The organism is Gemmatirosa kalamazoonensis (assembly GCF_000522985.1).
In the GTDB taxonomy this organism is placed as follows: domain Bacteria; phylum Gemmatimonadota; class Gemmatimonadetes; order Gemmatimonadales; family Gemmatimonadaceae; genus Gemmatirosa; species Gemmatirosa kalamazoonensis.
This window is the reverse complement of the sequence record NZ_CP007128.1, coordinates 116,388-141,147: the sequence shown is the minus strand read 5'-3', so window position 1 is coordinate 141,147 and position 24,760 is coordinate 116,388. Positions and strand designations below refer to the sequence as shown.

The 24,760-nt window shown below is 72.6% G+C and carries 23 protein-coding genes; 20 read left to right on the top strand and 3 right to left on the bottom strand.

Annotated features, from left to right (window positions below; genetic code table 11):
* Positions 1–57: 57 nt before the first annotated feature.
* The gene (locus J421_RS00750) at positions 58–474 is read right to left on the bottom strand and encodes a hypothetical protein (RefSeq protein ID WP_025409245.1); all 417 of its coding nucleotides are present in this window, start codon (positions 472–474) and stop codon (positions 58–60) included.
* 182 nt (positions 475–656) lie between these two features.
* Here J421_RS00750 and J421_RS32500 point away from each other — a divergent pair, with 182 nt between their 5' ends.
* The 5 genes from J421_RS32500 (at position 657) to J421_RS00720 (ending at position 4,295) form a co-directional block, all read left to right on the top strand.
* On the top strand, positions 657–1,079 hold the full coding sequence (locus tag J421_RS32500) for a hypothetical protein (RefSeq protein WP_025409244.1): 423 nt from the start codon (positions 657–659) through the stop codon (positions 1,077–1,079).
* Positions 1,080–1,316: 237 nt separating this feature from the next.
* Complete coding sequence (locus tag J421_RS00735) at positions 1,317–1,943, top strand: DNA-3-methyladenine glycosylase family protein (protein WP_025409243.1); 627 nt, start codon at positions 1,317–1,319, stop codon at positions 1,941–1,943.
* Positions 1,921–2,748, top strand: a complete 828-nt coding sequence (locus J421_RS00730; RefSeq protein ID WP_025409242.1) for a helix-turn-helix transcriptional regulator — start codon at positions 1,921–1,923, stop codon at positions 2,746–2,748. The genes J421_RS00735 and J421_RS00730 overlap by 23 nt, the downstream gene beginning before the upstream one ends.
* A 30-nt stretch (positions 2,749–2,778) precedes the next feature.
* Complete coding sequence (locus tag J421_RS00725; protein ID WP_025409241.1) at positions 2,779–3,165, top strand: VOC family protein; 387 nt, start codon at positions 2,779–2,781, stop codon at positions 3,163–3,165.
* 236 nt (positions 3,166–3,401) lie between these two features.
* Positions 3,402–4,295, top strand: coding sequence for a TIGR01777 family oxidoreductase (locus J421_RS00720; protein WP_025409240.1), 894 nt, complete (start codon positions 3,402–3,404; stop codon positions 4,293–4,295).
* Between the two features lie 10 nt (positions 4,296–4,305).
* Here the strand turns inward: J421_RS00720 and J421_RS00715 are convergent, their stop codons facing one another.
* Positions 4,306–5,250 carry a UDP-glucuronic acid decarboxylase family protein gene (locus tag J421_RS00715; RefSeq protein WP_025409239.1) on the bottom strand — a complete coding sequence of 315 codons (945 nt, stop codon included), beginning with the start codon at positions 5,248–5,250 and terminating at the stop codon, positions 4,306–4,308.
* On the bottom strand, positions 5,247–6,581 hold the full coding sequence (locus tag J421_RS00710; protein WP_025409238.1) for a UDP-glucose dehydrogenase family protein: 1,335 nt from the start codon (positions 6,579–6,581) through the stop codon (positions 5,247–5,249). Before J421_RS00710 ends, J421_RS00715 begins: the two co-directional genes overlap by 4 nt.
* Positions 6,582–7,165: 584 nt before the next feature.
* Here J421_RS00710 and J421_RS32495 point away from each other — a divergent pair.
* The 15 genes from J421_RS32495 to J421_RS00640 all read left to right on the top strand — a co-directional run bounded on the left by J421_RS32495 (position 7,166) and on the right by J421_RS00640 (position 24,690).
* Positions 7,166–7,306 (top strand): hypothetical protein, encoded by a 141-nt coding sequence (locus J421_RS32495; protein WP_158508618.1) that lies wholly within the window; start codon positions 7,166–7,168, stop codon positions 7,304–7,306.
* Between the two features lie 58 nt (positions 7,307–7,364).
* Entirely contained in the window at positions 7,365–8,999 is a 1,635-nt protein-coding gene (locus J421_RS00705; protein ID WP_025409237.1) for a hypothetical protein, read from the top strand.
* 680 nt (positions 9,000–9,679) lie between these two features.
* The gene (locus J421_RS00700; RefSeq protein WP_025409236.1) at positions 9,680–11,119 is read left to right on the top strand and encodes a nucleotidyltransferase family protein; all 1,440 of its coding nucleotides are present in this window, start codon (positions 9,680–9,682) and stop codon (positions 11,117–11,119) included.
* 184 nt (positions 11,120–11,303) lie between these two features.
* Entirely contained in the window at positions 11,304–13,136 is a 1,833-nt protein-coding gene (locus J421_RS00695) for a sugar transferase (protein ID WP_148306082.1), read from the top strand.
* Positions 13,137–13,185: 49 nt separating this feature from the next.
* Positions 13,186–14,007, top strand: a complete 822-nt coding sequence (locus tag J421_RS00690) for a WecB/TagA/CpsF family glycosyltransferase (protein WP_104022093.1) — start codon at positions 13,186–13,188, stop codon at positions 14,005–14,007.
* A complete protein-coding gene (locus tag J421_RS00685; protein ID WP_148306081.1) occupies positions 14,004–15,230 on the top strand; it encodes a hypothetical protein in 1,227 nt (408 codons plus the stop codon). Before J421_RS00690 ends, J421_RS00685 begins: the two co-directional genes overlap by 4 nt.
* Positions 15,227–16,801: an oligosaccharide flippase family protein gene (locus J421_RS00680; RefSeq protein ID WP_025409232.1), complete on the top strand. Its 1,575-nt coding sequence runs from the start codon at positions 15,227–15,229 to the stop codon at positions 16,799–16,801. Before J421_RS00685 ends, J421_RS00680 begins: the two co-directional genes overlap by 4 nt.
* Positions 16,794–17,426: a polysaccharide biosynthesis/export family protein gene (locus J421_RS00675; protein ID WP_201773073.1), complete on the top strand. Its 633-nt coding sequence runs from the start codon at positions 16,794–16,796 to the stop codon at positions 17,424–17,426. The genes J421_RS00680 and J421_RS00675 overlap by 8 nt, the downstream gene beginning before the upstream one ends.
* A 179-nt stretch (positions 17,427–17,605) precedes the next feature.
* Positions 17,606–18,985, top strand: coding sequence for a GumC domain-containing protein (locus J421_RS00670; protein WP_025409230.1), 1,380 nt, complete (start codon positions 17,606–17,608; stop codon positions 18,983–18,985).
* Positions 18,982–20,199 (top strand): glycosyltransferase family 2 protein, encoded by a 1,218-nt coding sequence (locus J421_RS00665; RefSeq protein WP_025409229.1) that lies wholly within the window; start codon positions 18,982–18,984, stop codon positions 20,197–20,199. Before J421_RS00670 ends, J421_RS00665 begins: the two co-directional genes overlap by 4 nt.
* 47 nt (positions 20,200–20,246) lie before the next feature.
* A complete protein-coding gene (locus J421_RS00660; protein ID WP_148306080.1) occupies positions 20,247–20,804 on the top strand; it encodes a hypothetical protein in 558 nt (185 codons plus the stop codon).
* Positions 20,805–20,821: 17 nt separating this feature from the next.
* Positions 20,822–22,033, top strand: a complete 1,212-nt coding sequence (locus J421_RS00655) for a GNAT family N-acetyltransferase (protein ID WP_148306079.1) — start codon at positions 20,822–20,824, stop codon at positions 22,031–22,033.
* Positions 22,026–22,871, top strand: a complete 846-nt coding sequence (locus tag J421_RS00650; protein ID WP_025409226.1) for a glycosyltransferase family 2 protein — start codon at positions 22,026–22,028, stop codon at positions 22,869–22,871. Before J421_RS00655 ends, J421_RS00650 begins: the two co-directional genes overlap by 8 nt.
* Positions 22,872–22,921: 50 nt before the next feature.
* Positions 22,922–23,773: a glycosyltransferase family 2 protein gene (locus tag J421_RS00645; RefSeq protein ID WP_201773072.1), complete on the top strand. Its 852-nt coding sequence runs from the start codon at positions 22,922–22,924 to the stop codon at positions 23,771–23,773.
* The gene (locus J421_RS00640) at positions 23,752–24,690 is read left to right on the top strand and encodes an alpha/beta hydrolase (protein WP_025409224.1); all 939 of its coding nucleotides are present in this window, start codon (positions 23,752–23,754) and stop codon (positions 24,688–24,690) included. Before J421_RS00645 ends, J421_RS00640 begins: the two co-directional genes overlap by 22 nt.
* The last annotated feature ends 70 nt before the right edge of the window (positions 24,691–24,760 follow it).

Below are 24,760 nucleotides of genomic sequence, written 5' to 3'. Positions count from 1 at the left end.
GCGCGGGAAGGGGACGCATCGCCCTCGAGGGGAGGGCGCGCGTCGCGGCACGGCGGCTCAGGCCGTGCGCGGAGGTCCGTTCGCGAAGGGAAGGAGCCGGGGCGCGGACGCCAGCGGCGCCGCGGCGTCGGCCTCGATCGGGGCGACGCGCCGCCGGACCACGACCTGCCAGCGGATCGCCTGCGCGCTCGGCGCCACCGCGCCGACACTCACCGAGCAGCTGCCCAGGCAGCTGCAGACGTGCCCGCCCTCGTGCGCGGCGTGGTCGTGCCCCGTCGCGGGCGCCATCGCCATGTGGCCATGATGGCTCGCCGTCGAATGCGCCGCGGTCGCCGCCGTCGCCGTGGTCGCCGTCGCCGCGACCACTCCGTCGTGCATCGGGCACGGGTGCAGCGCGACCGGCTCTCCCCACGCGAGCAGGAAGAGCAGGTTCACGAGCGCCGCGGCGATCCGCCGGAGGGGACGGTGTCTCATAACGAGGGAACAATACGCTGCTTTGTCGGCCAGGCCACATGGGTAATACGACCCGACCGTGTCGGATATTCCCTGATTATCGGCCCGCCGCGTCTACGCCGGCGGGCCGGGGTCGGATTCGGGGCCGCGGTACCCGTCTTGCCCGAAGGAGGGGACGTTTCCCACCAGAGAAGGAGCAGCCGATGGGCAAGCCGAAGCACAGCAACGACCGCCGGGGCGAGCAGAAGGGCGCCCAGCAGCACGACGAGGGGCAGTACGGCCCGAAGGCGTTCGAGGCCAAGTGGGCCGAGATCACCGACCACGGCAACTCGCGGCGTCAGTCGGAGCGCGCGATGACCGACCCGAACCGGGGCGGCGGCCGCGGCGACGGGCAGGCCGAGCTCCACGAGCGGGAGCTGCGCGACGCCTCGATGCGCGACGGGCGCCACCGCCTCTCCGAGGAGCGCAAGCAGCACGACGAGGCCGACCGCGCCCAGGCGAAGAACCACCTCATCGCCGACATCGAGGTCCACGGCCACGACCGCAGCAAGTTCCAGGTCCCCCACGGCCGCGCGCGTAACGACGGCGGGCAGACGTTCAAGAGCCCGGGGGAGTCGGGCAAGTAACGGGACTCGGGACTCGGGACTCGGGACTCGGGAGTCTGCAGCCCCGAGTCCCGAGTCCCGAGTCCCGAGTCCCGAGTCCCGAGTCCCGAGTCCCGAGTCCCGAGTCCCGAGTCCCGAGTCCCGAGTCCCGAGTCCCGAGTCCCGAGTCCCGAGTCCCGAGTCCCGAGTCCCGAGTCCCGAGTCCCGAGTCCCGAGTCCCGAGTCCCGAGTCCCGAGTCCCGACTGTATCTTCGCGGCATGCCCGACTATCGCCGCGCGATTACCCATCTCAAGCGAGCGGACCCCAAGCTCGCCGCCGTCATCGAGCGCGTCGGGCCGTGCCGGTTCGCCGTCCGTGCCGAGGGCACGCACTTCGAGGCCGTGGCTCGCGCGATCGTGTTCCAGCAGCTCTCCGGGAAGGCCGCGGGGACGATCCACAAGCGCTTCCACGGACTGTTCGGCGACCGGTGCCCCGAGCCCGGCGAGCTGCTCCTCGCGCCGGACGAGGATCTGCGCGGCGTGGGGCTCTCGCGGCAGAAGATCGGCTACCTCCGCGACCTCGCCGACCGCGTCGCCTCGGGCGACGTGCCGCTCGACGACATCGACTCGCTCGGCGACGAGGAGGTGGTCGCCGCGCTCACCCGCGTGAAGGGTGTCGGCCGCTGGACGGCGCAGATGTTCCTCATGTTCCGACTCGGCCGCCCCGACGTGCTCCCCGAGCTCGACCTCGGCGTGCAGAAGGGGATCCAGCTCGCGTACAACAAGCGCGCGCTCCCCACGCCGAAGGACGTGCTCCGCATCGGGGCGCCGTGGGCGCCGTGGCGCAGCGTCGCGTCGTGGTACCTCTGGCGGAGCCTCGAGAATGGCGACGGCCAGGGCGGCTGACGCGCCGTTAGGCACCCCCGGCTACGTCGAGTGGCCGCCGTCGCCCGCGCTCGCGCCGTGGGTGCAGTGCTACTGGAGCATCCGCGGCACGGCGGCCGGGTCGGTGCCTAACAGAGTGCTCCCCGACGGCTGCGCCGACGTCATCGTCGATCTCGCGGCGGCGCCGTACGCGTTCGTAGCGGGCCCCATGCGCGCGGCGAGCGTGGTCTCGCTCGTCGGACGCGTGGACCTGTTCGGCGTGCGCTTCCACCCCGGCGCCGCCGCGGCGCTCCTCGACGCGCCGCTCGACGCGCTCCTCGACCGCGACGTCCCGCTCGACGCGCTGTGGGGACGCCTTGCCGCGGAGCTCGAGGAGTCGCTGGCGACGGTCGTGCCGGCGGACCGTGTCGCGTGCGCCGAGCGCATCCTCCTCGCGCGGTCGACGCACACGGGCGCCCTCGGCCGCGAGACGGCCACCGTCGGGCGCGCCGTGGGGCTCATGCGCCGCTCGCGGGGCGGCGCCGGCGTGCGCGCCGTCGCGTCCGCGCTCGGAAAGAGCGAGCGGTGGCTCGAGCGGGCGTTCGCGCGCCAGGTCGGCTACGGGCCGAAGATGCTCGCCCGCGTGGTGCGCCTCCAGCACGCCGTGTCGCTCGTGCAGCGCGGCGCGCCGCGCCCGTGGACCGCGGTGGCGTACGACGCCGGCTACGCCGACCAGGCGCACCTCGTGCGCGAGTTCCGGGCGCTCGCCGGCGTCACCCCCGCCGCCTACGCGGCCGAGCGGCGGCGTGTCGGATTCGTTCAATACGACGGGGACGGGGAGGCCTAACGTGCACGCGTCACCCCACTGGAGCCAGCCATGACCGACACCGCCGCCGCGCACGACACGCCGAAGGTCGACGCCGCCCACGACCGCCGCATCGACTACATCGAGCTCCCCGCGACCGACGTCGCGGCCACGAAGCGCTTCTACGCGCAGGCGTTCGGCTGGAAGTTCACCGACTACGGCCCCGACTACACGAGCTTCGAGGACGGCCGCCTCACGGGCGGTTTCCACACCGGCGCCCCCGTCGTGCGCGGCGGCGCGCTCGTCATCCTGTTCGCCGTCGACATCGACGACGCCGAGCGCCGCGTGAAGGAAGCCGGCGGCACGATCGTCACGCCGACGTTCTCGTTCCCCGGCGGCCGCCGCTTCCACTTCACGGATCCGAACGGGAACGAGCTCGCGGTCTGGACGGACCGTTAGGACGCGGCCTTGCATTGTCACCCGGAGCCGCGGAGGGCGCGGAGAGCCCGCGACGCCGAACGATTCCTCGAATTGAAGACCCAAGACCGTGGAGTCGTGCTCGGCGACACTGGATCGCGCCCGGGACGACTCCACGACGTGGGGCTCGATTCAGCGAATCTCGAGAATTCGAGAAATCCTCAGGTGTTGTCCGCGTCCTCCGCGGCTCCGCGTCATGCCCGCACAGCCACGAGCGAATGACCACGATCGCGATCACCGGCGCCACGGGGCTCATCGGCGGCGCGCTCGTCGCGCGGCTCGGCGCGCTGGGGCACACCGTTAGGCGCATCACGCGCACCCCGCGCGCCGCGGGCGACGTCGGCTGGGATCCTGCCGCCGGCCGGCTCGACCCCGCGGCGCTCGACGGCGTCGACGGCGTGGTGAACCTCGCCGGGCGCTCGATCGCGGATCGGTGGACCGACGCGACGAAGGCCGACATTCTCCGCAGTCGGGTGCAGGGAACGCGGCTCGTCGCCGAGTCGATGGGGCGCGTCGCGCGGCCGCCGCGCGTGCTCGTGAGCGCGTCGGCGGTCGGCTACTACGGCGAGCGCGGCGACGAGGTCCTCGACGAGTCGAGCGCGCCCGGCGACGGGTTCCTCGCCGACGTGTGTCGCGCGTGGGAGGCCGCCACGGCTCCGGCGGAGGAGGGCGGCGTGCGCGTCGTCCGGACGCGCTTCGGACTCGTGCTGAGCGAGCACGGTGGCCTGATGCCGCGGCTGCTGCTGCCGTTCCGGCTCGGCCTCGGCGGCACGCTCGACGACGGACGACAGTGGATGAGCTACGTGTCGCTCGACGACGTCGTCGGCGCGATCGACTTCGCGCTCGCGACGGACGCGGTGCGCGGCCCGGTGAACGTCGTCGCGCCGGCGCCGGCGCGGAACGCGGAGTTCACCGAGGCGCTCGCCCGCGCGCTGCACCGGCCGGCGTTCCTCCAGGTGCCGCGCACCGCGCTGCGCCTCTTCATGGGCGCACGCCAGGCCGACGAGACCGCGCTCGTCAGCCAACGCGCCGTGCCCCGTGCGCTCCTCGACGCGGGCTACGCGTACCTGCACCCCACGCTCGACGACGCGATCCGCGCCGCCCTGCGTTAGGCGTTAGGCGTCAGGCGTCGACCGTCTCCAGCGCGCGCTCGAAGAACGCGATCGTGCGCTCCAGCCCCTCCCGCAGCGGCACCTTGGGCTCCCAGCCGAGCATCCCGCGCGCGCGGGTGATGTCCGGCTGGCGCACCTTCGGGTCGTCGACGGGCAGGTCGCGGTACTCGATCGGCGCCGACGTGCCCGTCAGCTCCACGACCAGCTCGGCCAGCTGGCGCACCGTGAACTCCACCGGGTTGCCGATGTTCGTCGGCTCCGGGTCGCCGTGCATGAACAGGCGGTAGAGGCCCTCGACCTCGTCCTCCACGTAGCAGAAGCTGCGCGTCTGCGAGCCGTCGCCGTAGATCGTGAGCGGCTCGCCGCGGAGCGCCTGCACGATGAAGTTCGACACGACGCGGCCGTCGTTCGGCCGCATGCGCGGACCGTACGTGTTGAAGATGCGCACGATGCGCGTGTCCACCCCATGGTAGCGGTGGTACGCCATCGTCAGCGCCTCGGCGAATCGCTTCGCCTCGTCGTACACGCCGCGCGGGCCGACGGGGTTCACGTTTCCCCAGTAGCTCTCCGGCTGCGGGTGCACGAGCGGGTCGCCGTACACCTCGGACGTCGACGCGAGGAAGAAGCGCGCGCCCTTCGCCTTCGCCACGCCGAGCGCGTTGTGCGTGCCTAACGCGCCGACCTTGAGCGTGGGGATCGGGTGCTCGAGGTAGTCGATCGGGCTCGCCGGCGACGCGAGGTGCAGCACGCCGTCGAGCGGTCCGTCGATGAAGACGTAGTCCGAGACGTTGTGGCGGATGAACCGGTACCCCGGGTGCCCCGCGAGGTGCGCGATGTTGTCGGGGCTCCCGGTGATGAAGTTGTCCATCCCCACCACCTCGTGCCCGTCGCGCAGGAAGCGGTCCGTCAGGTGCGAGCCGAGGAAGCCGGCGCCGCCGGTGATGAGGACCTTCATGCGACGGTCTGTGCCGCCGGCCGGCCGCCCAGTGGACGCCCGATCGAGTGATACTCGAAGCCGAGCGCCTCCATCTTGCGCGGCTGGTACAGGTTGCGTCCGTCGACGACGATCGGGCGGGCGAGCGCCCCGCGCACGCGCTCGAAGTCGGGGTGCCGGTACTCGTTCCAGTCGGTCACCACGGCGAGCGCGTCGGCGCCCTCAACCGCGTCGTAGCTCGTCGCCGCGTACGTGATGCGGTCGCCGAGGACCTTCTGCGCGTGCGTCATCGCGACGGGGTCGTGTGCCACCACGTCGGCGCCGGCCGCGAGCAGCGCCTCGATGAGCGTCAGCGCGGGCGACTCGCGCATGTCGTCGGTCTGCGGCTTGAACGCGAGGCCCCACACCGCGACACGCGTCCCCTTCACGTCGCCGTCGAGCGCCGCGACGAGCCGGTCGTACATGACGTGCTTCTGCCGCTCGTTCGCCTGGTGCACCGCCGCGACGACGCGCAGCGGCACGTCGTTGTCGCCCGCGGTCGCGAGCAGCGCCTTCACGTCCTTCGGGAAGCACGAGCCGCCGTACCCCGGGCCGGGGAAGAGGAAGCTCGAGCCGATGCGCGCGTCGCTGCCGACGCCGCGCCGCACGTTGTCGACGTCCGCGCCCACGCGCTCGCACAGCAGCGCGAGCTCGTTCATGAACGAGATGCGCGTGGCGAGCATCGCGTTCGCCGCGTACTTCGTCAGCTCGGCCGAGGCGATGTCCATGAACAGGATCGGCTTCCCCGTGCGCACGAACGGCGCGTAGAGCTCCGCGAGCACCGAGCGCGCGAAGTCCGTCTCCACGCCGAGCACTACGCGGTCGGGGCGCATGAAGTCCTCGACCGCGGCGCCTTCCTTCAGGAACTCCGGGTTGCTGCAGACGTGGAACGGCACGCGCGCGTGGCGCGCGAGGCAATCCGACACCTTCTTCGCGGTGCCCACCGGCACGGTGGACTTGGTGATGACGACGGTCTCGCGCCGCAGGTTCTTCCCGACCGTCTCCGCGGCGGCGAGCACGTGGCGCAGATCCGCCGAGCCGTCCTCACCCGGTGGCGTGCCGACGGCGAGGAACACCACCTCGGCGGTCGCCGCGGCGGTCGCCGAGTCGGTGCTGAACCGCAGCCGCCCCTGCTCCTGGTTTCGGCGGACGAGCTCCTCGAGCCCCGGCTCGTAGATCGGAAGGATGTTGTTCTGCAGGTCGGCGATCTTCTGCGCGTCGATGTCCGCGCAGACGACGTCGTTGCCCGTTTCTGCCAGGCACGCGCCGACGACGAGGCCGACGTAGCCGGTGCCGATGACCAGGATCTGCATTGCGACGGTTGTAACGAGGGGACGCCGGGGACGGACCGTAGTCCGGCGGGCCGGGGTGGTGAGCACCGGCGGATGGAGGGAACCGCGGAGCAGCGGGCCGACGATAATGTCGGCTGGATCATTAAGCAATCGGCATGAAACGCGGAGCCGGAACCGTGGCGTGGATGCAACGGACCCTCCCGGCGGCCGGTCGTTCGACGTAGCGAAGACGCATCCTATGACCGCACTCCCTCCCGCGCGCCTCTCGTGCCCCGTCACTGATGTCGTCCGTCTCGAGCGCGTCGAGCGATCGCATCGACGGCGTACGACGACGTACGACGACGTACGACGACGTACGACGACGTACGGCGACGTACGGCGACGTACGGCGACGTACGGAGCGTCGTCGACGTGCGGGCCGATCTCGCGTGAATTCCCCTCAACGGCTCTTGCACCGCCGCTCGCGCCGTCGCAGAATGCCACGCACCATCCCCACCCAGTAAGGCGCGCGCCCTGAGTCGCCGGGCGGGCGAACCGGAGCCGCCGGCGGGTCCGTCGGCGCGCGCTCCGCCCTGCACGACCGCATCTCCCTCCGCTTCACGCCGATGTACATCGATCCCGCCGCAGGCAGCACGATCATCCAGGTCGGTGCTGCCGTTCTCGTGTCCACGCTGGCCTTCGCCGGCCGAGTGCGACACGGGATCCGGACGCTCCTGCAATCGCTGTTCACGCGCCGCCCGCAGTAGTGTGACGTCGGTCGACGGGTCGTCCTCGCGACCCGGACAGCTTCACGAGGCGAGCAGGGTGCGCACGACTTGGCTGCGGCGAATCCATCCCGCGCTGTTCGCGGTGTTCCCGATCCTGTCCCTCGGGGTGCAGAACCCGGGGCGCTTTCGTGCGCGCACCGCGCTGCTGATCTGCCTCGTCGCCGTGGCCGGCGTCGCGCTCGGATATGTCGTGGCGTACGCGGTGGCGCGGTGGCGCCGCCGGGAAGGCGCGGCCGATCGCGCGGCGCTCGCGACGTTCGTGGGGGTAGCGCTGTTCTACGCCTATCCCGTCCTTCGGTCGGCATACGCGCGCCTCCGCGCCGGTGGCGCGCGCTCGCCGGCCGTTGCCGCGGTCGTGGCGGTCGTCGCGCTGCTCGCCGTCGCGACCTGGGTCGCGCGGCGCCGCGGCTGGCGCGTCCGCGTGCCCTCGGCGGCCGGCGTCGGACGTCGGCTGAGCCTCGCGGGCGCGCTCCTCGTCGTCGGCGCGCTGGCACAGCTCACGTTCGTCCACGTGCGCGACGCGCAGGTCATCGCGCGCAACCCGCTCGTGCGCGAGCTGGACCGCCCGGTGCCGCTGCGCGCCGGGGCGCATGCGCGACTCCCGAAGCGCGACATCTACGTCGTCGTGCTCGACGAGTACGCGAGCGCCGAGGTGCTGCGCGAGCGGTTCGGGTTCGACAACCGGCCGTTCGAGGACAGCCTGCGGGCGATCGGGTTCACGATCCCGACGAGCGTGCGGAGCAACTACGCCGTCACCACGCTGTCGGTGCCGTCGCTGCTGAACTTCGCGCGCATGGACTCGCTCGGCGCCGGCATGCCGTCGCACACCAAGGACTGGGCGCCCGCGTCGTACGTGCTGGAGCACAACCGAGCCGCGCGCTTCCTGAAGGGGCAGGGCTACCGCTTCCTGTTCTTCCCGGCGCGCTTCTTCGCCCCGACGCGCGAGAGCGCGGAGGCGGACGAGGAGTACGACCCGTACACCGGCATCGACGTGGCGCGCGCGACGTACGGGTCGGAGTTCGCCTTCGAGCTCGTGACGAACACGCCGCTCGCGCGCCTGCGGCCGCTCTTCCGGCCATACACCGCGGTGCGCTTCGAGCATGCCGCCCGCACGCTGAACGGCCTGACGACGGTGCCGCGGCGTCCGGGGCCCAAGTTCGTCTTCGCGCACGTACTGATGCCGCACGTCCCGTTCACGGTGGACGCGTCGTGCCGGCCGCTCGCGAACGCGAGCTGGGACTCGACCGACTTCGCGGGACACGTGCAGTGCGTGAACCGGCTCACGCTGCGGGCGGTGCGGTCGATCCTCGCGCAGTCGTCGACGCCGCCGATCATCATCCTGCAGGGCGATCACGGGACGCAGTCGCTGCACACGTTCGACAACGCACCGGAGGCGTTGACCGTCGCGCAGGCGCGGGAGCGGTTCCGCGCGTTCGGCGCCTACTATCTGCCGGACGGCGGCGCGGCGGCGATGCCGGACTCCGTGAGCGTCGTGAACGTGCTGCGCTACGTGTTCGGCTACTACTTCGGCGCCGACCTGCCGTCGCTTCCCGACGACATGTACTTCTCGAGCTGGCAGTACCCGTACGCGCTCACACGCGTGGGGAGCGACTTCCACGTCGATACGTCGCTCCGCACGGCGAGCCGGCCGTCGGACGGCATCGCGCGCTGAGCAGCCGACGCGTCGGTGTGGCCCGGTGCGGCGGGCCATACCCTTGGGATCCCAGCGTGATGACGGTCGACGCGTGGCGCTTACGCAACGGTGGATAAGGCGTACGGAGCCTGCACCAGTGACCCCGTCTCCGAACTATTGCATTTTCGTGAGATTAGTCACAGAATAGCCTCGCCTCAGACGTTCCGAGCGCAGCAGAGCAGCAGCGCAGGCACCGGAGCGGTGCAGGGTAGGCAGCGTTGACGAGTTCGGGAAGCCGTTCGTAGCTCGGGATGTCGCAGCGGAAGCACGTCGGGTTTGTTCACCCCCCACAGGCTGGAAGCGCTTCGGCGCGCCCCCGCCTGCCGCACTTCGCCGGCGCAATGCCGCGCCGACAGTGCCCCTCCGCCGATCCCTCCTCGCGCGACACGGTCACCGATCCCGCTCCCGCTGCGGGCTCGCGCACTCTCGGCGCCGTCACGGGGCGCCTCACGTAGCACCGCCACGCTCGTCGCAATCCACCTCGGCCCCTCGCGTCGTATCTCGTCGCGAGTCCCGCCACCAGTTCCCGTGACCCCCCGTCGGCTCGCCCCCGGCGCTCGCCTTTCCGGCGAGCGCGAGTCCGTCCTCGTGCCTTCACCGGGCGAGCCGGACGCGATGGCGAGGCTGCACCAACGGTTCCCCCCTCGCCGTGGCCGTCGATGAACGAACCGAACGCCGCCAGCACGTCGCACGTGAGCACCGCGGCGCATCGCTCGTCACCGCACCTCATGACGTCCGACCGCGAGCGCCGTAACGAGCGGCTCACGCTCGGCGCGCCCGTCGATCGCAACCCGGACGCGAGCGCCGCCGTGGCGGGTGTCGTGCTCGCCGGCGTGTCGGCGTGGGGAGGCGGCGCGTTCGAGCGCACGTTGCGCGGGCCGCTCCTCCCCGTCGCGCAGGAGCCGCTCCTCAGTTATCCGCTGCGATGGCTGCGCGCGGGCGGCGTGCGCGGCGCCGCGGTGTGCGCGGGCGCCGCGACCGGCGCGGTGCGCGAGCGGTTCGGCGGTGGCTCGTCGCTGCGCATGACGTTGAGCTACTACGAGGACGCCGCGCCGCGCGGCCCGGCCGGGTGCGCGCGCGATGCCGCGCTCGCGACGACCGCGGAGCGCTTCGTCGTCGTCGAAGGTGCGTTCATTCCCACGCTCGATCTCCGCGCGCTGCTCGCCGCGCATCGCGAGTCGGGCGCCGCGGCGACGACGGTCGTCGAGATCGACCGCCGCCGCAACGCGATGCGCCAGTCGTGGCCCGCGATGCCCGGCGGCGTCTACGTGTTCGAGCGCCACGTGCTCGAGCGCGTCCCCGCGACCGGTTTCCAGGACATCAAGCAGGGACTTCTGGAGCGGCTCTACGCGCACGGCGAGCACGTCGCGGTGCACGAGGTGGCGGGGCTGTCCCCGCGCGTCCTCGACCTGCACTCCTATGCCGGCGTGAGCTCGTGGCTCATCGCCAGCGCGGTCGACCGTCGCGCCGCCGCGCTCGACGAGGTGATCGGGTCGGCCATCGAGACGCTGTGGCTCGAGACGTCGACGCACGAGACGACGCGCTTCGACGGCTCGCGCGTCGACGCGCCGGCGCGCGAGTCCGGCCCCCGCCGCCAGGCGACGCCGGACGACGGCGGCACGTACGTGCCGTTCGCCGAATGGTCAGAGGACGGCGACACGCTCGTGCACCCGACCGCCTTCGTGCACCCGACGGCGCGCCTGATCGGTCCCGTGCTCGTGGGCCCGAACGCGTTCGTCGACGAGCGCGCCGTGGTCGTCGGCCCGACGAGCATCGGGCCCGGTGCGATCATCGACGCCGGCGCCGTCGTCTCGCGGAGCGAGCTATGGGCCGATGCACACGTCGGCACCGGCGCGAACGTCGATGGCTCGCTCTTGGCCGATGGCGCCGCCGTCGGCGCGCGTCGACACGTCTCCGGCGCCGTCCTCACCGCATCGCCGCGCGTCACGCCGGTGCCTAACGGCACGCGCGTCCCCTCGGCGCGCGCCTCCTCGCACGTCCCCTCGTCGGTCGTCGTCCCAGTCGTCCCCTCGCTGTCGGTCGAAGCTTCGGTGCGCCGCGCCGCGCTCTCCACCCCGCCACACCTCCCGCTGCAGTAGCCACCCGTGTCGGCGACGCCGCCGACCCGGCTCCCCCCTGATGGTCACCCCCACTCCCGCGTCGCCGGCCCCCCGCCGCGACGTGCCGTCCTCCCTTTGACGATCATCCCCATCCTGCTCGACACGCGCCCTCCGTACCTCGGTGCGGAGTCGACGCAGTCGCGCTGCTGCTGCGCCGACTGGCGTGGGCGTTCTGATGGAGGAGATCTCGCTCGCCATCGCGGCGGTGACGTCGCACCGCCTGGTGGTGGTGCCGCGCTTCGCCCCCGATGCGGCGTACGCCGCCGCCGTGCGCGCGGTGCACCCCGACGTCGACGTCGTGCCGACGCAGGCGTTCCGGGACCCGCTCGCGCGGTGGGAGCCGTCGGACCACCTGCTCGTGATCGCGCCGGAGTGCTACCCGGTCGAGGGACTCCCGCTGCGCGATCTCGTGGGCGGCGCGGCGAGCGACGGCAGCATGCTGCGCAACCTGCTCGCGTTCGAGACGAGTCCCGCGGGCACGAAGGAATACGTGCATGCCGGCGAGGGCGGGCGCGTGCGCCGCATCCAGCGCTACTTCGAGCCGGTGACGTGGCCATTCCCCGCCGGCGTCGTCGCGTCGCTCGTGCCGGTGGCGTGCCTGCTCACGATCCCCGACCTGCCGTGGGCGTCGCTCGCCGCGCTGCGCACGGCGATGGCGGCGCGCGGCGTTCCGAGCCAGGACTCGCCGTACCACGGTCGCGTCGTGCACCTCGACGACGAAGCGGGCGCGCTCGCGCTGGCGGAGTCGCGGGTGGAGGCGATGGCCGCGGCGTCCCAGGCGCTCGGCGCGGCGCGCGGCGAGGACGCGGGGTCGCTCGTCATCGGCCGGGGCGCGCGCGTGCACCCGTCGGCGCGGCTGCTCGGCCGCATCGCGCTCGGCGAGGGTGCCGAGGTCGAGGCCGGCGCGCTCATCATCGGCCCGTCGCTCGTCGGCGCGCGGGCGCGCGTGGAGCGCGGCGCGGTGGTCGCGCAGTGTCTCGTGACGCCCGACGCGGTGGTGCCGCGCGACGCGGCGATGCGCCACCGCGTCGTCACGACGGGTGCGGTGACGCCCGCGGGCACGCCCGGGCATGACGACCGCGCGGAGCCGGCATCCGGCGAGCCGCCCGTCGCGCGCCCCGTGCTGCAGCGCCGTCACGTGCACAGCAGCGCGCCCGCCGCGTCCGCGGTCGACGTGCGGCCGAGTGCGTACCTGCGGGGCCGTGCGGTCGTGGAGCCGGTGCTCGCGGCCCTCGCGCTGCTGTTCCTGCTGCCGGTGTTCGCGGTCGTCATGCCGCTGATCGCGCTCACGTCGCCCGGCCCGGTGTTCTACGGCGACCTGCGCGAGGGCCGCGGCGGGCGCGTGTTCCGCTGCTGGAAGTTCCGCAGCATGCGCACGGACGCGAACGACATGCAGCGTCAGCTCGCCGCGGTGCAGCAGATGGACGGGCCGCAGTTCAAGATGGCGCACGACCCCCGCGTGACGCGCGTCGGGCGCGTCCTGCGGCGGCTCAACGTCGACGAGCTGCCACAGCTGTGGAACATCGTGCGGGGCGAGATGAGCTTCGTCGGCCCGCGCCCGTCGCCGTTCCGCGAGAACCAGATCTGCGTGCCGTGGCGGCACGCGCGGCTCTCGGTGCGGCCGGGCCTCACGGGGCTGTGGCAGGTGTGCCGCCACGACCGCGCGAACGGCGACTTCCACCAGTGGATCCAGTACGACCTGCTGTACGTTAGGCACGTCTCGCTCGCGGTCGACCTGCGCGTGCTGGTCGCGACGTTCCGTACGCTCGGCGGCCGGTGGCCGGTGCCGGTGGAGCGGATGCTCGGCACGCGCACGGCGAGTCCCGCCGCCCCCGCCGCGCTGCCCGACACGATCGCGTCGCCCGCGGTCAACGTGGCCGAGTTCCACACGCACGACGTCGCCGAGGTGCTCCCGCCGTCGACGGAGCCGAGCAGCGTCGGCGGCGGATCCCTGCGTCGCATGCGCGTCGCCGACGCCCGCCGCCGGGCGGTCTGAGTTCCGACGCCCGACGCCCATCTCACCGAGCTTTCGCCATCGCGCGTTCATGACTCTGGCCTATTCCGACGCCCTCGCGCCCACGCGCACGCCCACGCGCGTGCCGACGCGGCGCGTGCAGCTCGGTCGCGTGCTGATCGACGCGGTGACGTTCAACGGCGCGCTCGACGCCGTGACGGAGCTCGTCGAGCGCGGCGAGGGCGGCGCGGTGTTCACGCCGAACGTGGACCACATCGTCCAAGTCGAAAAGCACCAGGAGTTCCACGCGGCGTATCGGCGCGCGAGCCTGACGCTGGCGGACGGCGCGTTCGTGGTGTGGGCGACGCGCGTGCTCGGGCGCCCGGTCCCGGCGAAGGTGTCCGGTTCGGATCTCGTGTGGCCGCTCGTCGAGCGCGCCGCGCAGCACGGCTGGCGTGTCTATCTCGTCGGCGGTCGCCCGGGCGCCGCGGCGGAGGTCGCGCGCCGCGCGCAGCGCGAGCACGGGCTGAACGTGGTCGGCGTCGACGACGGCACCGTCGACCTGAGCGACGCCGAGTCTTGCGCCGCGTCGTTCGCGCGTGCGCGCGCCGCGCGGCCGGATCTCGTGCTCGTCGCATTCGGGTCGCCCAAGCAGGAGGTCTGGATCGACCGCGCTCGCGCCGCGATCGGTCCTGCGGTCGCGATCGGCGTCGGCGCGACGTTCGACTTCCTCGCGGGGCACGTGCGACGCGCGCCGGCGTGGATGTCCCGTGCGGGGCTCGAGTGGCTCTTCCGGCTCTGCCAGGAGCCGCGACGAATGTGGCGACGATACCTGCTTCGAGATCCCGTGTTCGTGCTGGTGGTGCTGCGAACCGCGCTGCAGGCGTGGCGAACGAAGGAGGCGGGCGCGTGAGATCGTATCGCTGTGCCGCGGTGGTGATGTTCGCGACGATGGGAGGGGCCGTTCCTGTCGTCGCGGCGGCGCAGCCGTCGGACCTGTTCGGTGACAAGACGCTCAGCGGGTGGCGCGCGTCCGTGCGCTCGTCGGGCACGTGGGACAGCAACGTGCGGCTCGCCGGGCCGGGCGGCGACGCGGACGTCGGGTCGTGGCTCGGCGCGGAGGCGGCGCGACTGTGGCAGACCCCGCGGACGCGCGTGACGCTCGCGCTCGACGGCGCGGTCGTCCGGTACCGCACTTCGAGAGATCTCGACCGCGACAGCTACACCGCGCTCCTCCAGGCGACGCGGCGCCTCAGCCGTCGCGCTACTGGCACGTTCGACTTCCGCGGCGAATCGGCGCTGACGAATCGCACCATCGGTGTGGGCGGTGACGGGCCATTGCTCGCTGGCATGGCCGGGATCCGCACGCAGAGCGCGGTGAGCACACTCGTCTATCGCAGCTCGCGCGCGACCACGGTCGGCTTCCGGGGCGGCTACCAGCACGTCGCCTACGACACGCCCGGGCTCCTCGGCGGCTGGTCGGCGACGGCGGGTGGGCAGTTCGGCCGCCGCGCGGGCCGGGGGTCGGTCCTCCAGCTCGATTACGAGGCCCGTCGCAGCGAGATCGCGGCGCGGGCGTCGTCGTCGTATCGCGCGAGCGGCGCATGGGAGCTGCGGCTCGGCGAGCGCGTCGACGCGCGGTTCACGGGCGGCGTCGCAGTGGCCGATCTCGAGGGAATCGGCGCGGTCGCGATCGACGCGCCGGACGTGCCGACGACGCGCGACGTCGCCACCGTGGGCGGAGCCGTGCTGCGGCTGCACCGCACGCGTGATCGACTGGACGCCGAGTACCAGCGCAGCATCGGCCAGCTGTTCGGACGTGAGACGCCGGAGCTCTTCACCACCGACGCCGTCTCGCTGGCGTACGACCGCGCCGTGACGACGGGCCTGCATCTGCGCGCGCTGGCGCGGCAGGTGTGGGGGGTGCAGCGTGGTGCCGCCGACCACCGACTCCAGACGACCGAAGGTCTCGCCGAGCTGCGTTACCTCGCGCGCCGGGGACTCGTCTACAACCTCAGCGTACTCACGAGCCGGCGCGCCGATGTCCTCACGGTCGACGGCCGGCGAGTCACGCTCGGTGTCGGTTACGGCTGGTCGCAGCTGCGCTCCATCCCTCCCACGACAGACCTCCAGTGAGCGCGACCGTCGCCCCTCTCGCCGAGCCGTCGGCCCCGCCGGAGACGACCGAGCGCGCCGTGACCGCGGCGGCGAGCGCCACGTCGAGCTTCGACTCGGACGTCGTCGCGGCGCTGCGCAACGCCACGAAGCTCGGGCTGTCGCTCGTCGCGATGTGGGGCGTGCAGCTCGTGATCCGCGTCTTTCTGCCGCGGTGGCTCGGCCCGGAGCTGTTCGGCAGCTTCCAGTTCGCCGACGCGTTCACGTCGGGACTCTTCGTGCTCGCCGGGCTCGGTGTCGAGACGTACATCCGCAAGGAGGTCTCGACGCGGCGCGAGCACGCGGGTGACTTCGTCGCCGGCCTCGTGGTCGTGCGCGTGATCCTGGGTGTACTCCTGATCGGCGCCGCGCTCGTCGGATTGACGATCGCGGGGCGCCCGCCAGTGGTGCTGCGCCTCGTGTTCCTGCTCGCGCTCACGCAGCTCTTCGTCGTGAACAACGCGACGCTCGGCGCGTTGCTGCACGCGGTAGGCGAGGTGCACGGCCTCTCGGTGCTCGGCGTCGTGTCGAAGATCCTGTGGGGGGGCGGCGCGCTCGTCGGCCTGCTCGCGGGGGGCGGCGTGGTGAGCGTCGGGGCGGCGATGCTCGCCTCCGAGGTGGTCAAGGGCGTCGGGCTCCAGGTCCTGGTTCGGCGACACGTCAGGGTGCGCTCGCGCGTGAACGTGCGCGCGACGCTCGCTGTCCTGACGGCGAGTGTGCCGTTCTTCGTGGCGAGCCTGTCGCAGGCGCTGATGGGGCGCATCAACGTGACGCTGGTCTCGTTCCGCGCGAGCGATCTGGAGCTCGGGTGGTACGGCGCCGCAGCGAGCCTGGCCGGCATCGGCATGTTGCTCGAGCCGCTGCTCGGCTGGGTGCTGCTCCCGCTCAGCGCGCGCGCGGAGTCGCGATCGCCGGACGAGTTCACGCGGCTCACGCGACGCTCCATGCGCCTGGTGCTCACGGCGTCGGTGCCGATCGCGCTGTTCATGGGCCTGTGGGCCGACGTCATCGTGCGCGTGCTGTTCGGGGCGAAGTTCGCACCCGCGACGGACAGCCTGCGCGCCACGGCGCCGTGCTTCGTGCTCGGCTATGTGAGCATCGTGAGCTGCACGGCGCTCATCCCGCTCGGCCGCGGCTGGACGGTGACCGCCGTGTCGGTATCGTCGCTGGTCATCTCGGTGACGCTGAACTGGTTCCTCATCCCCGCGGGCCACGCGCTGTTCGGCGCCGGCGGGGCGGGGATCGGCGCCGGTGTCGCGCTCACGCTGAACGAGGTGTTCAGCGCGGGCGCGCTGACGCTGGCGCTCGGCGGCCGCGCGTTCGATCGATCGGGGCTCGCGATGCTCGCCAAGATGCTGATCGTGTGCGCGGTGGTCGCCGCGCTCGATCGGCTCGTGCTGCTGCCGTACGGTGTCGCGCGTCTGCCGGTCGACGCGGCGGTGTACGGCGCGCTCGCGCTGCTCTGGCGGGCCGGGGATTACGACGTGCTCGCGAACGTCGCGAGCCGGATTCTGAGTCGACGAAGGAGCTCTCATGCGGTCGCTGTTGTCTGACGTCGCCCGGCGTGGCCGGCGGTACGTCGCGCTGTTAGGCGCGCCGGTCGTGTTGCTCGCGACCGGCGCGTGCGCGCACGGCACCGGCCCGTTCGTGTGGGTGGATCAGATCCCGGAGCGCGACGTGGCCCCGGTGGGAGGCGAGTACCGCCTCGGCCCGGGCGACGTGGTGACGGTGCAGGTGTTCAGCCACGCCGAGATGTCGGGTCGGACGAAGGTCCGCGACGACGGCAAGCTCTCCATCCCGCTGCTCGGCGATGTGGTCGCGGCGGGGCTGTCCCCGAGCGCGCTGGCGCACACCGTGGAGACGGAGCTCGGGAAGCAGAACCTGGCCGTCGGGACGCGCGTGACCGTAGCGCTCGAGGAGCGTGCCCCGCTGCGCGTTTCCGTGATCGGTGAGGTGGCGCGCCCCGGGCTGTTCGCGCTCGATCCGGGTGCCGGGGTGGCCGAGGCGCTGGCGAGCGCCGGCGGGTTCACGGAGTTCGCGCACCGCGACCGGTTGTTCGTCGTTAGGCGGCAGCCGGAGCTCGTGCGGATCCGTCTCACGTACGACGACCTCGTACGCGCACGCGGGCGCGCGGCCGAGCTGCGCCTGCGCCCCGGTGACGTGGTCGTGGTCGAGTGAGATACATCCCGAGCGCATACCCCGAGCCGGCGACGGCCGATCCCATGCAAACGACCTCACGATCCACTGCCTCTCCCGCCGCGACGCGTCTCGCGCCGCCGGGCCTTTCGCGCGCTCCCCGACCGACGGAGCCACCGCCGCCCGAAGAGGGGCAGGACACGCTGTTCGACCTCAGTGTCGTGCGCGACCTGACGCGCTTCGTGCTGAGCGCCGTGTGGCGCCATCGCGTGGCCGGGCTCGCGACATTCGTCGGGATCCTCGGCGCGGTGGTCGTCGCGCTCGTCGTCATGCCGCGCACGTACGCCACCGAGGCGCGGCTGCTCGCACAGCGCAACCTGGTGCTTCCCGTTCTTAGCAATCCGCGGCGCAACGTTCCGACTGAAGCGGACACGCCGACGCGGCAGGCCAGCGAGGCGATCCTCAGCCACACGAACCTCGTCGCCATCGTCAAGGCCACCGACCTGGTGGGCCAATCGCGCCGGCACCGCCAGCTCCTCAGCCGGCTCAAGCACGGGCTCTTCGAGCGCTTCTTCCCGGATCCGCCGGAGGATGTGCAGGTCGAGCGCCTCGTCGGGATGCTGAAGCAAAACCTCTGGGTCAACGTCACCGACGGCACGGTCTCCATCGGCGTGATGTGGCCGGACCCCAACCTCGCCTACCGCATCGTGCAGGCGGCACAGGAGAACTTCTTCGAGGAGCGCCACACGTCGGAGCTCGCGCTCATCTCGGAGAGCATCAACATCCTCGAGGGCCACGTTTCCGACGTGAACGAGCAGATCCGCGCGTCGATCGACTCCATGGCGCGGCTCCGGCAGTCGGTGGCAGGCACGACGCGCGGGCCGACCGTGAACGCGCTGCGTGCCGTCGCGCCGAGCTCCGAGGTTCTCTCCGCGCAGTCGCGGCTGGAAACCGTTAGGCGCACGATCGCCGACTTGGAGCAGTTCCGCAGCCGTCGTCTCGCCGAGATGCAGGCCACGCTCGCCGACCAGCGCAACACGTACGGCGCCGCGCACCCGGTGATCGCGAACACGGAGCAGGCGATCCGCGCGCTGTCGGCGGACTCGCCGCAGCTACAGCAACTGCGTCGCGAGGAGCTGGACCTGCGCAACACGCTCGCCCGGCTCGGCGCGGACCCGACGGGGACCGTGGCGCCGGCGAACACCGACCCGTTCGTCGCGGCAGCTGCCCTACGCGGCCTCGAGCGCATCCAGCAGGACTCGGTGCTGAACGAACGCATGCAGTATGCACGCTCGCGTCTGCGCATCGCAGTCAGCTCGTACGAGGACCTGCTCTCGCGCCTCGACGCGGCGCGCATCGAGCTGCAGACGGCGCGCGCGGCGTTCAAGTACAAGTACGGCGTGATCTCCCCCGTCCAGGTACCGCTCACGCCGATCAAGCCGCGGCCCGCGAAGTTCCTCGCGGCGGGCTTCGTGCTCGCGTCGATGCTCGGGCTGTTCGTGGCGGTGGCGCTCGACGTCACCGGCGGTCGCGTGCTCCACCACTGGCAGATCCAGCGCTCGCTCGGGCTCGAGGTCTTCGGCGAGGCGCCGCCGGTATGACGCTCCCGGGCCTCGCCGCCGCCATGCTGCTCGTCGCCGCCGTGCCGCCGACGGCGGCGGCGCTGTACCTCGGCGTGCTCGCGCTGCTCGCGCGCCGGGCCGCGCCCGCGGACGCGACGGGACGCGGGCCCGCGACGCGCTTCGACGTGATCGTGCCGGCGCACGACGAGGAGTCGGGGATCGCGGCGACGATCGCGAGCCTGCGTGCGCTCGACTATCCGTCCGAGCGCTACCGCGTCGTCGTCGTGGCCGACAACTGCACCGACGCGACGGCCGAGTGTGCGCGCGCCGCGGGCGCGCTCGTGTGGGAGCGGAACGACGCCGAGCGTCGCGGCAAGGGCTACGCGCTCGCGCACGGCTTCGCGGCGAGCGTAGAGGAGGGCTTCGCCGAGGCCGTCGTCGTGGTCGACGCCGACACGACGGTGTCGCCGAACCTGCTGCGCGAGCTCGACGCGGCACTCGCGCGCGGCGCTGACGCGCTGCAGGCGAGCTACGGGATCCGCAACCCCGACGCGTCGTGGCGCACGCGGCTGCTGACGCTCGGCTTCACGTTGTTCCACGACATCCGCTCGCTCGCGCGGGAGCGCCTGCGCCTGTCGAGCGGCCTGCGCGGCAATGGGATGTGCTTCCACGCGGATCTCCTGCGCCGCGTACCGCACCGCGCGTTCTCCATCGTCGAGGACCTCGAGTACGGCCTACAGCTCGGTCTCGCCGGCGTGCGCGTGGCCTACGTCGGGGCGGCGCACGTGTACGGTGACATGCCGTCGAGCACGGACGCGTCGCGCTCGCAGCGCGCGCGGTGGGAGCGCGGCCGCCGCGCGGTGGGCCGCGAGTACGCGGGGCGACTGCTGCGCGAGGCCGTGCGTCGGCGCGACGTGGTGCTGCTCGACCTGCTGCTCGACGTCGTCGTGCCGCCGCTCAGCCGCCTCGTTGCGGCGCTCGTCGTCGGGTGGACAGTCGCGGTGGCTGCGGCGGCACTCGGCGCTCCGGCCGCATCCGCCGTCGCGGTGTGGACGGTCGGCGCGCTCGCGATCGTCGTCTATCTCGCGCGCGGGTGCGCGCTCACCGGCAACGGGCTCCGCGCCGCCGCGGACCTCGTCTACGCGCCGGTCTACATGCTGTGGAAGCTGACCGTTGCCGCTGGCCGCGCGACCCGGAACGACGAGTGGGTCCGCACGAGCCGCGCGGTGTCGGCGAATCGAGGTGGAGCATGATCGGACGTACTCATCGAGCCGCCGCTGCGGACATGCCCGCGGTGGGCGTGCCCGCTTCGCACGGGGCCGGCGCGAGCACGAATAGCGCGATCGCGAGCGTCGTGAGCGCGAACGGCGCCAGCGCGCACGGCGATCACGAGCTGGCGCCGCATCCGAGCACGCGCGCCGACGGCGAGTGGGCACAGCTGTGGTTCGCCATCCAGCGCCACAGCTGGTCGACGCTCGCGGTGGTGCCTGCGGAGCGGACGCAGAACGCCTTCGGTCCGGCGCGCGCGCTGGCCGTCGCGGGGCACGTGTACCGCGCGGGCGCGGTGAAGATGATCGACGCGACGAAGGCCGATGCGCGTGAGATCCAGGGTATCATCGCAGCGGCGAAGGATGCGGCTGCGGCCGGCGCGCAGGTCGTGATCGCGCTCGGGTCGCCGCTCGTGAACCCGGCGGCCATCGCGATCGCGCGCGCCGCGGACGCGGTGGTGCTCGCGGTGCCGTTAGGCGAGGCGATGCTCGCCGACTCGCGCCGCGTGATCGAGAGCATCGGCCGCGAGCACTTCATCGGAAGCGTCGCGGTCCGCCAGCCCAAGGCAACGCGGGTGAAGAAGCGGTGACGACGACGCTCCCGAACATGTCCACCGCGCGTTCCGCAGGCGCCGCGCCGAACGCCCACCCGACCACGCGCGTGGAGGTGGTCACGACGCTAGACGGGCTGCGGCGGCTGGAGGCGGAGTGGACGGCGCTGTCGGCGCGCGTGCCCGACGCGACGCCGTTCACGACGCACGAGTGGGCGGTCGCGTGGTGGACGCACCTGCGGCGCGCGACGCGGTGGAAGCGCGACGCGCTGCGGGTATTCGTCGTGCGCTCGGCCGACGGCGCGGCGATCGCGTTCGCGCCGTACATGCTCACCGAGTACCGCGCGCTCGCCGTGCCGGTGATGCGCATCCTGCAGCCGATCGGCGCCGATCCGAACCTCACGGAGCTGCGCGCGATGCTCGTCGCGCCCGAGCACGAGGCGGCGGCGGTCGCGGCACTGCTCGCGGCGCAGCGTACCGTGGGGCCCGCGCCCGACTGGATCCGCGTCGCCGGACTCCGGCGCGACGGCGACGCGCGGCGGCAGCTGCTCGCGCGCGCCGACGCCGTGGCCGACCGCGAGATCTCGGCCTTCTCGTTGCGCCTGCCCGACAGCTGGGAGGAGTTCAAGCGTACGCGCCCGCGCAACGTGCGCGAATCGCTGCGCAAGTGCTACAACTCGCTCGCGCGCGACGGACACGAGTGGCGCTTCCGCGCGATCGAGGGGGGGCCGGAGTTGGACGCCGCGCTCGCGCGCTTCTGCGAGCTCCACGCGTACCGCGCGCAGGCGGGCGGCTCGGTTGCGCACCCCGACTACTTCGCGCCCGCGCCGTCGCGCGCGTTCCTCGGCGACGTGATGACGCGGCTCGGCAGCCGGGGCGCGGCACGCGTGTTCCAGCTCGAGATCGGCGGCGAGGTGGTCGCGGCGCGACTCGGCTTCCGCTTCGGCGACGAGCTGTATCTCTACTACTCGGGCTACGACCCGGCGTGGGGGAAGTACAGCGTGATGACGACCGTCGTCGCGGAGACCATGCGCCACGCGATCGAGCAGGGGATCACGACCGTGAACCTCTCGACCGGCGCCGACGTGTCGAAGACGCGGTGGCGGCCCGAGGAGCTGCCGTTCGGCGACGTCGTCGTCGTGAACGCAGGCGCGCGCGCGCGCTTCTCCCACCTGGCGTTCACGCGCGCCGCGGCGTGGAAGTCGGCGCGCCGGCGCCGAGCGTTGATGACCGCCGCGGCATCGCCGTCGCAGGAGTCCAATGACTGAGCCACTCGTGTCGGTCGTCATCCCGACGTTCCGTCGTGAGGTGATGGTCGTCGAGGCGGTGCGCTCCGCGCTCGCGCAGACCGGCGTCCGTGTCGAGGTGATCGTGCTCGACGACAGTGCCGAGGGCTCGGCCGCGTCGGCGATCGCCGCCGTCGGCGACCCGCGCGTGCGCTACGTCCACCGAGCCGTCCCGTCGGGCGGGAACCCCGCGCTCGTGCGCAACGAGGGACTGTCCCTCGCGACGGGGGAATACGTGCACTTCCTGGACGACGACGACGTCCTGTGCGAGGGAGCGCTCGCCGCCACGGTGGCCGCGCTGGTGCGCAAGCCGTCGGCGGGTGTCGCGGTGGGCATGGTCGTGCCGTTCGGTGACGATCCGGTCGCGCTCGAGCACGAGCGAGCCTACTTCGCGGCCGCGGCGCGTCGGCTGAAGCACGCGCGCACCCGCTTCACGCTCACCGCCACGATGCTGTTCGACGTCACGCCGCTCGTGAACTCCGAGTGCACCGTGCGCCGCTCGTGCGCGCAGGCCGTCGGCGGCTACTCGCCGGACGTCGCGCGGTGCGAGGACGTGGACTTCTATCTTCGCGCGATCCGGCACTGCGGCTTCGTGCTCGTCGACCGGCCGGTGGTGCGCTACCGAACGGGCACGCCATCGCTCATGCACTCGCAGAGCGACGAAAAGCTTCTCGTCGAGTCGTACGACCGGATCCACCGGCACTACCGACGCCAGTACGGGGTCGCGGAAGTCACGATCATGCGTCTCTTCGTTCTCGCGTCGGCGCTCGGCGCGTCGTGCGCCGTGCTGTTCGGCATGGAGTCCTGCGTACCATGGTGAAGACGATGGAAGGAGCAACCCCGGGCGTGGAGGCCGGCGCCGATCCCGTCGTGTCAGTCGTCATCCCGACGTTCCGTCGCGAGGGGATGGTCGTCGAGGCGGTGCGGTCGGCGCTCGGACAGACCGGCGTGGCGCTCGAGGTGATCGTGCTCGACGACAGCCCCGAAGCGTCGGCCAAGGCGGCGATCGCTGCGATCGGCGATGCACGCGTGCGCTACGTACACCGCGCGGTGCCGTCGGGGGGGAACCCGGCGCTCGTGCGCAACGAAGGGCTGTCGCTCGCGCGCGGCGAGTTCCTGCACTTCCTCGACGACGACGACGTGTTCCTCGACGGCGCGCTCGCCGCGTCCATCGCGGCGCTGCGCCGCACGAACGCGGGCGTGGCGGTGGGGCTCGTGAAGCCGTTCGGCCCCGATCCGGCCGCCGTGCGCGAGGAGACGCAGTACTTCGCCGACGGCGAACAGTGGCTGCGCCGCGCGAAGTCGCGCTTCGCGCTCGTCGCGGGGATGTTGTACCGCCGCACACCGCTCGTGAACTCGGCGTGCACCATCCGCCGCACCTGCGCGGAAGCCGTCGGTGGCTACTCGGCGGCGGTGCGCATCGTGGAAGACGTGGACTTCTATCTCCGCGCGATCCGGCGCTTCGGCTTCGTGTTTCTCGACCGCACGGTCGTGAAGTACCGCGTCGGCCTGCCGTCGATCATGCACTCGCTCACGGACCGGGGCGTGCTGAAGGGATCGTATCGGCAGATCTACCTCCAGTACCGCAACGAGCACGGGCCGGTCGAGCTGCTGGCGCTGCGCGCGTACGACCTCGTGCGACGGCTGGGTGGCGTCTCGTTCTCGCACGCCGCCACGCAGGTCGCGAGCTGGGGCCTCGGGTGCGCGATCGCTTTCGGCTGACGCGCGTGCGCCGGTGGGCGCCGTGGCTCGCCCTCGCGCCCGTGGCACTCGTGGGCGCGCTCGCGGGCGCGATCGCGTGGCGCGTGTCGGCGCGCGTGCGCGCGACGCTGCACCCGCCGCGCGCGCCGATCGTCGCGCCGGACGGCCTAACGGACGTGCGCGATGTGCGCTTCGCGGCCGCCGACGGTATCGAGCTGCACGGGTGGTACGTGCCGTCGCGCAACGGCGCGGCCGTGATCCTCGGGCACGGGTGGGGCGCCGACCGCGGCGCCATGCTTCCCGAGGCGCGCGCGCTCGCGGAGCGCGGCTACGGCGTGCTGCTGTTCGACTGGCGAGGGCATGGCGAGAGCGGCGGCACGCGCACCACGTGGGGCGTCGACGAGCAGCGCGACTTCGACGCGGCGATCGCGTTCGTCACCGCGCGGCCGGACGTCGATTCGACGCGCATCGGCGCGATCGGCTTCTCCATGGGCGGCATGGTGGTCGCGCAGGTGGCGGAGCGCGACCCGCGCGTCCGCGCCGTCGCAGTGGAGGGCGCATTCACGTCGCTCGAAGACGAGATGCGCCACGACGAAGGCAAGTGGAAGTGGTGGAGCGGCAGCGTGGCGGTGTGGACGCTGCGCCTCGCCGGCGTCGCCGTCGAGCGCGAGCGGCCGATCGACGGGATCTGCCGCCTCAGCCCGCGGCCGCTGCTCGTCATCGACGGCTCCGTCGACGCCGACCTGCCGGTGAGCGTCGCCCGGCACATGTACGCGCAGGCCTGCGCGCCGAAGCAGTTGTGGATCATCCCGGGCGCGACGCACCGGACGTACGCCGCGTCGGCCGGGCGCGAGTTTGGCGCCCGGCTGGGGGCGTTCTTCGACGACGGCCTGCGCCCTCGCGACGGACGGGGCCTAACGGCAGCGCGGGTACCGTGACGCCGCGCACGACTTTGGACTTGAGCGATGAGGACCGCATGCTAGCGCAGCGGCACCGGCCGGATCCCAC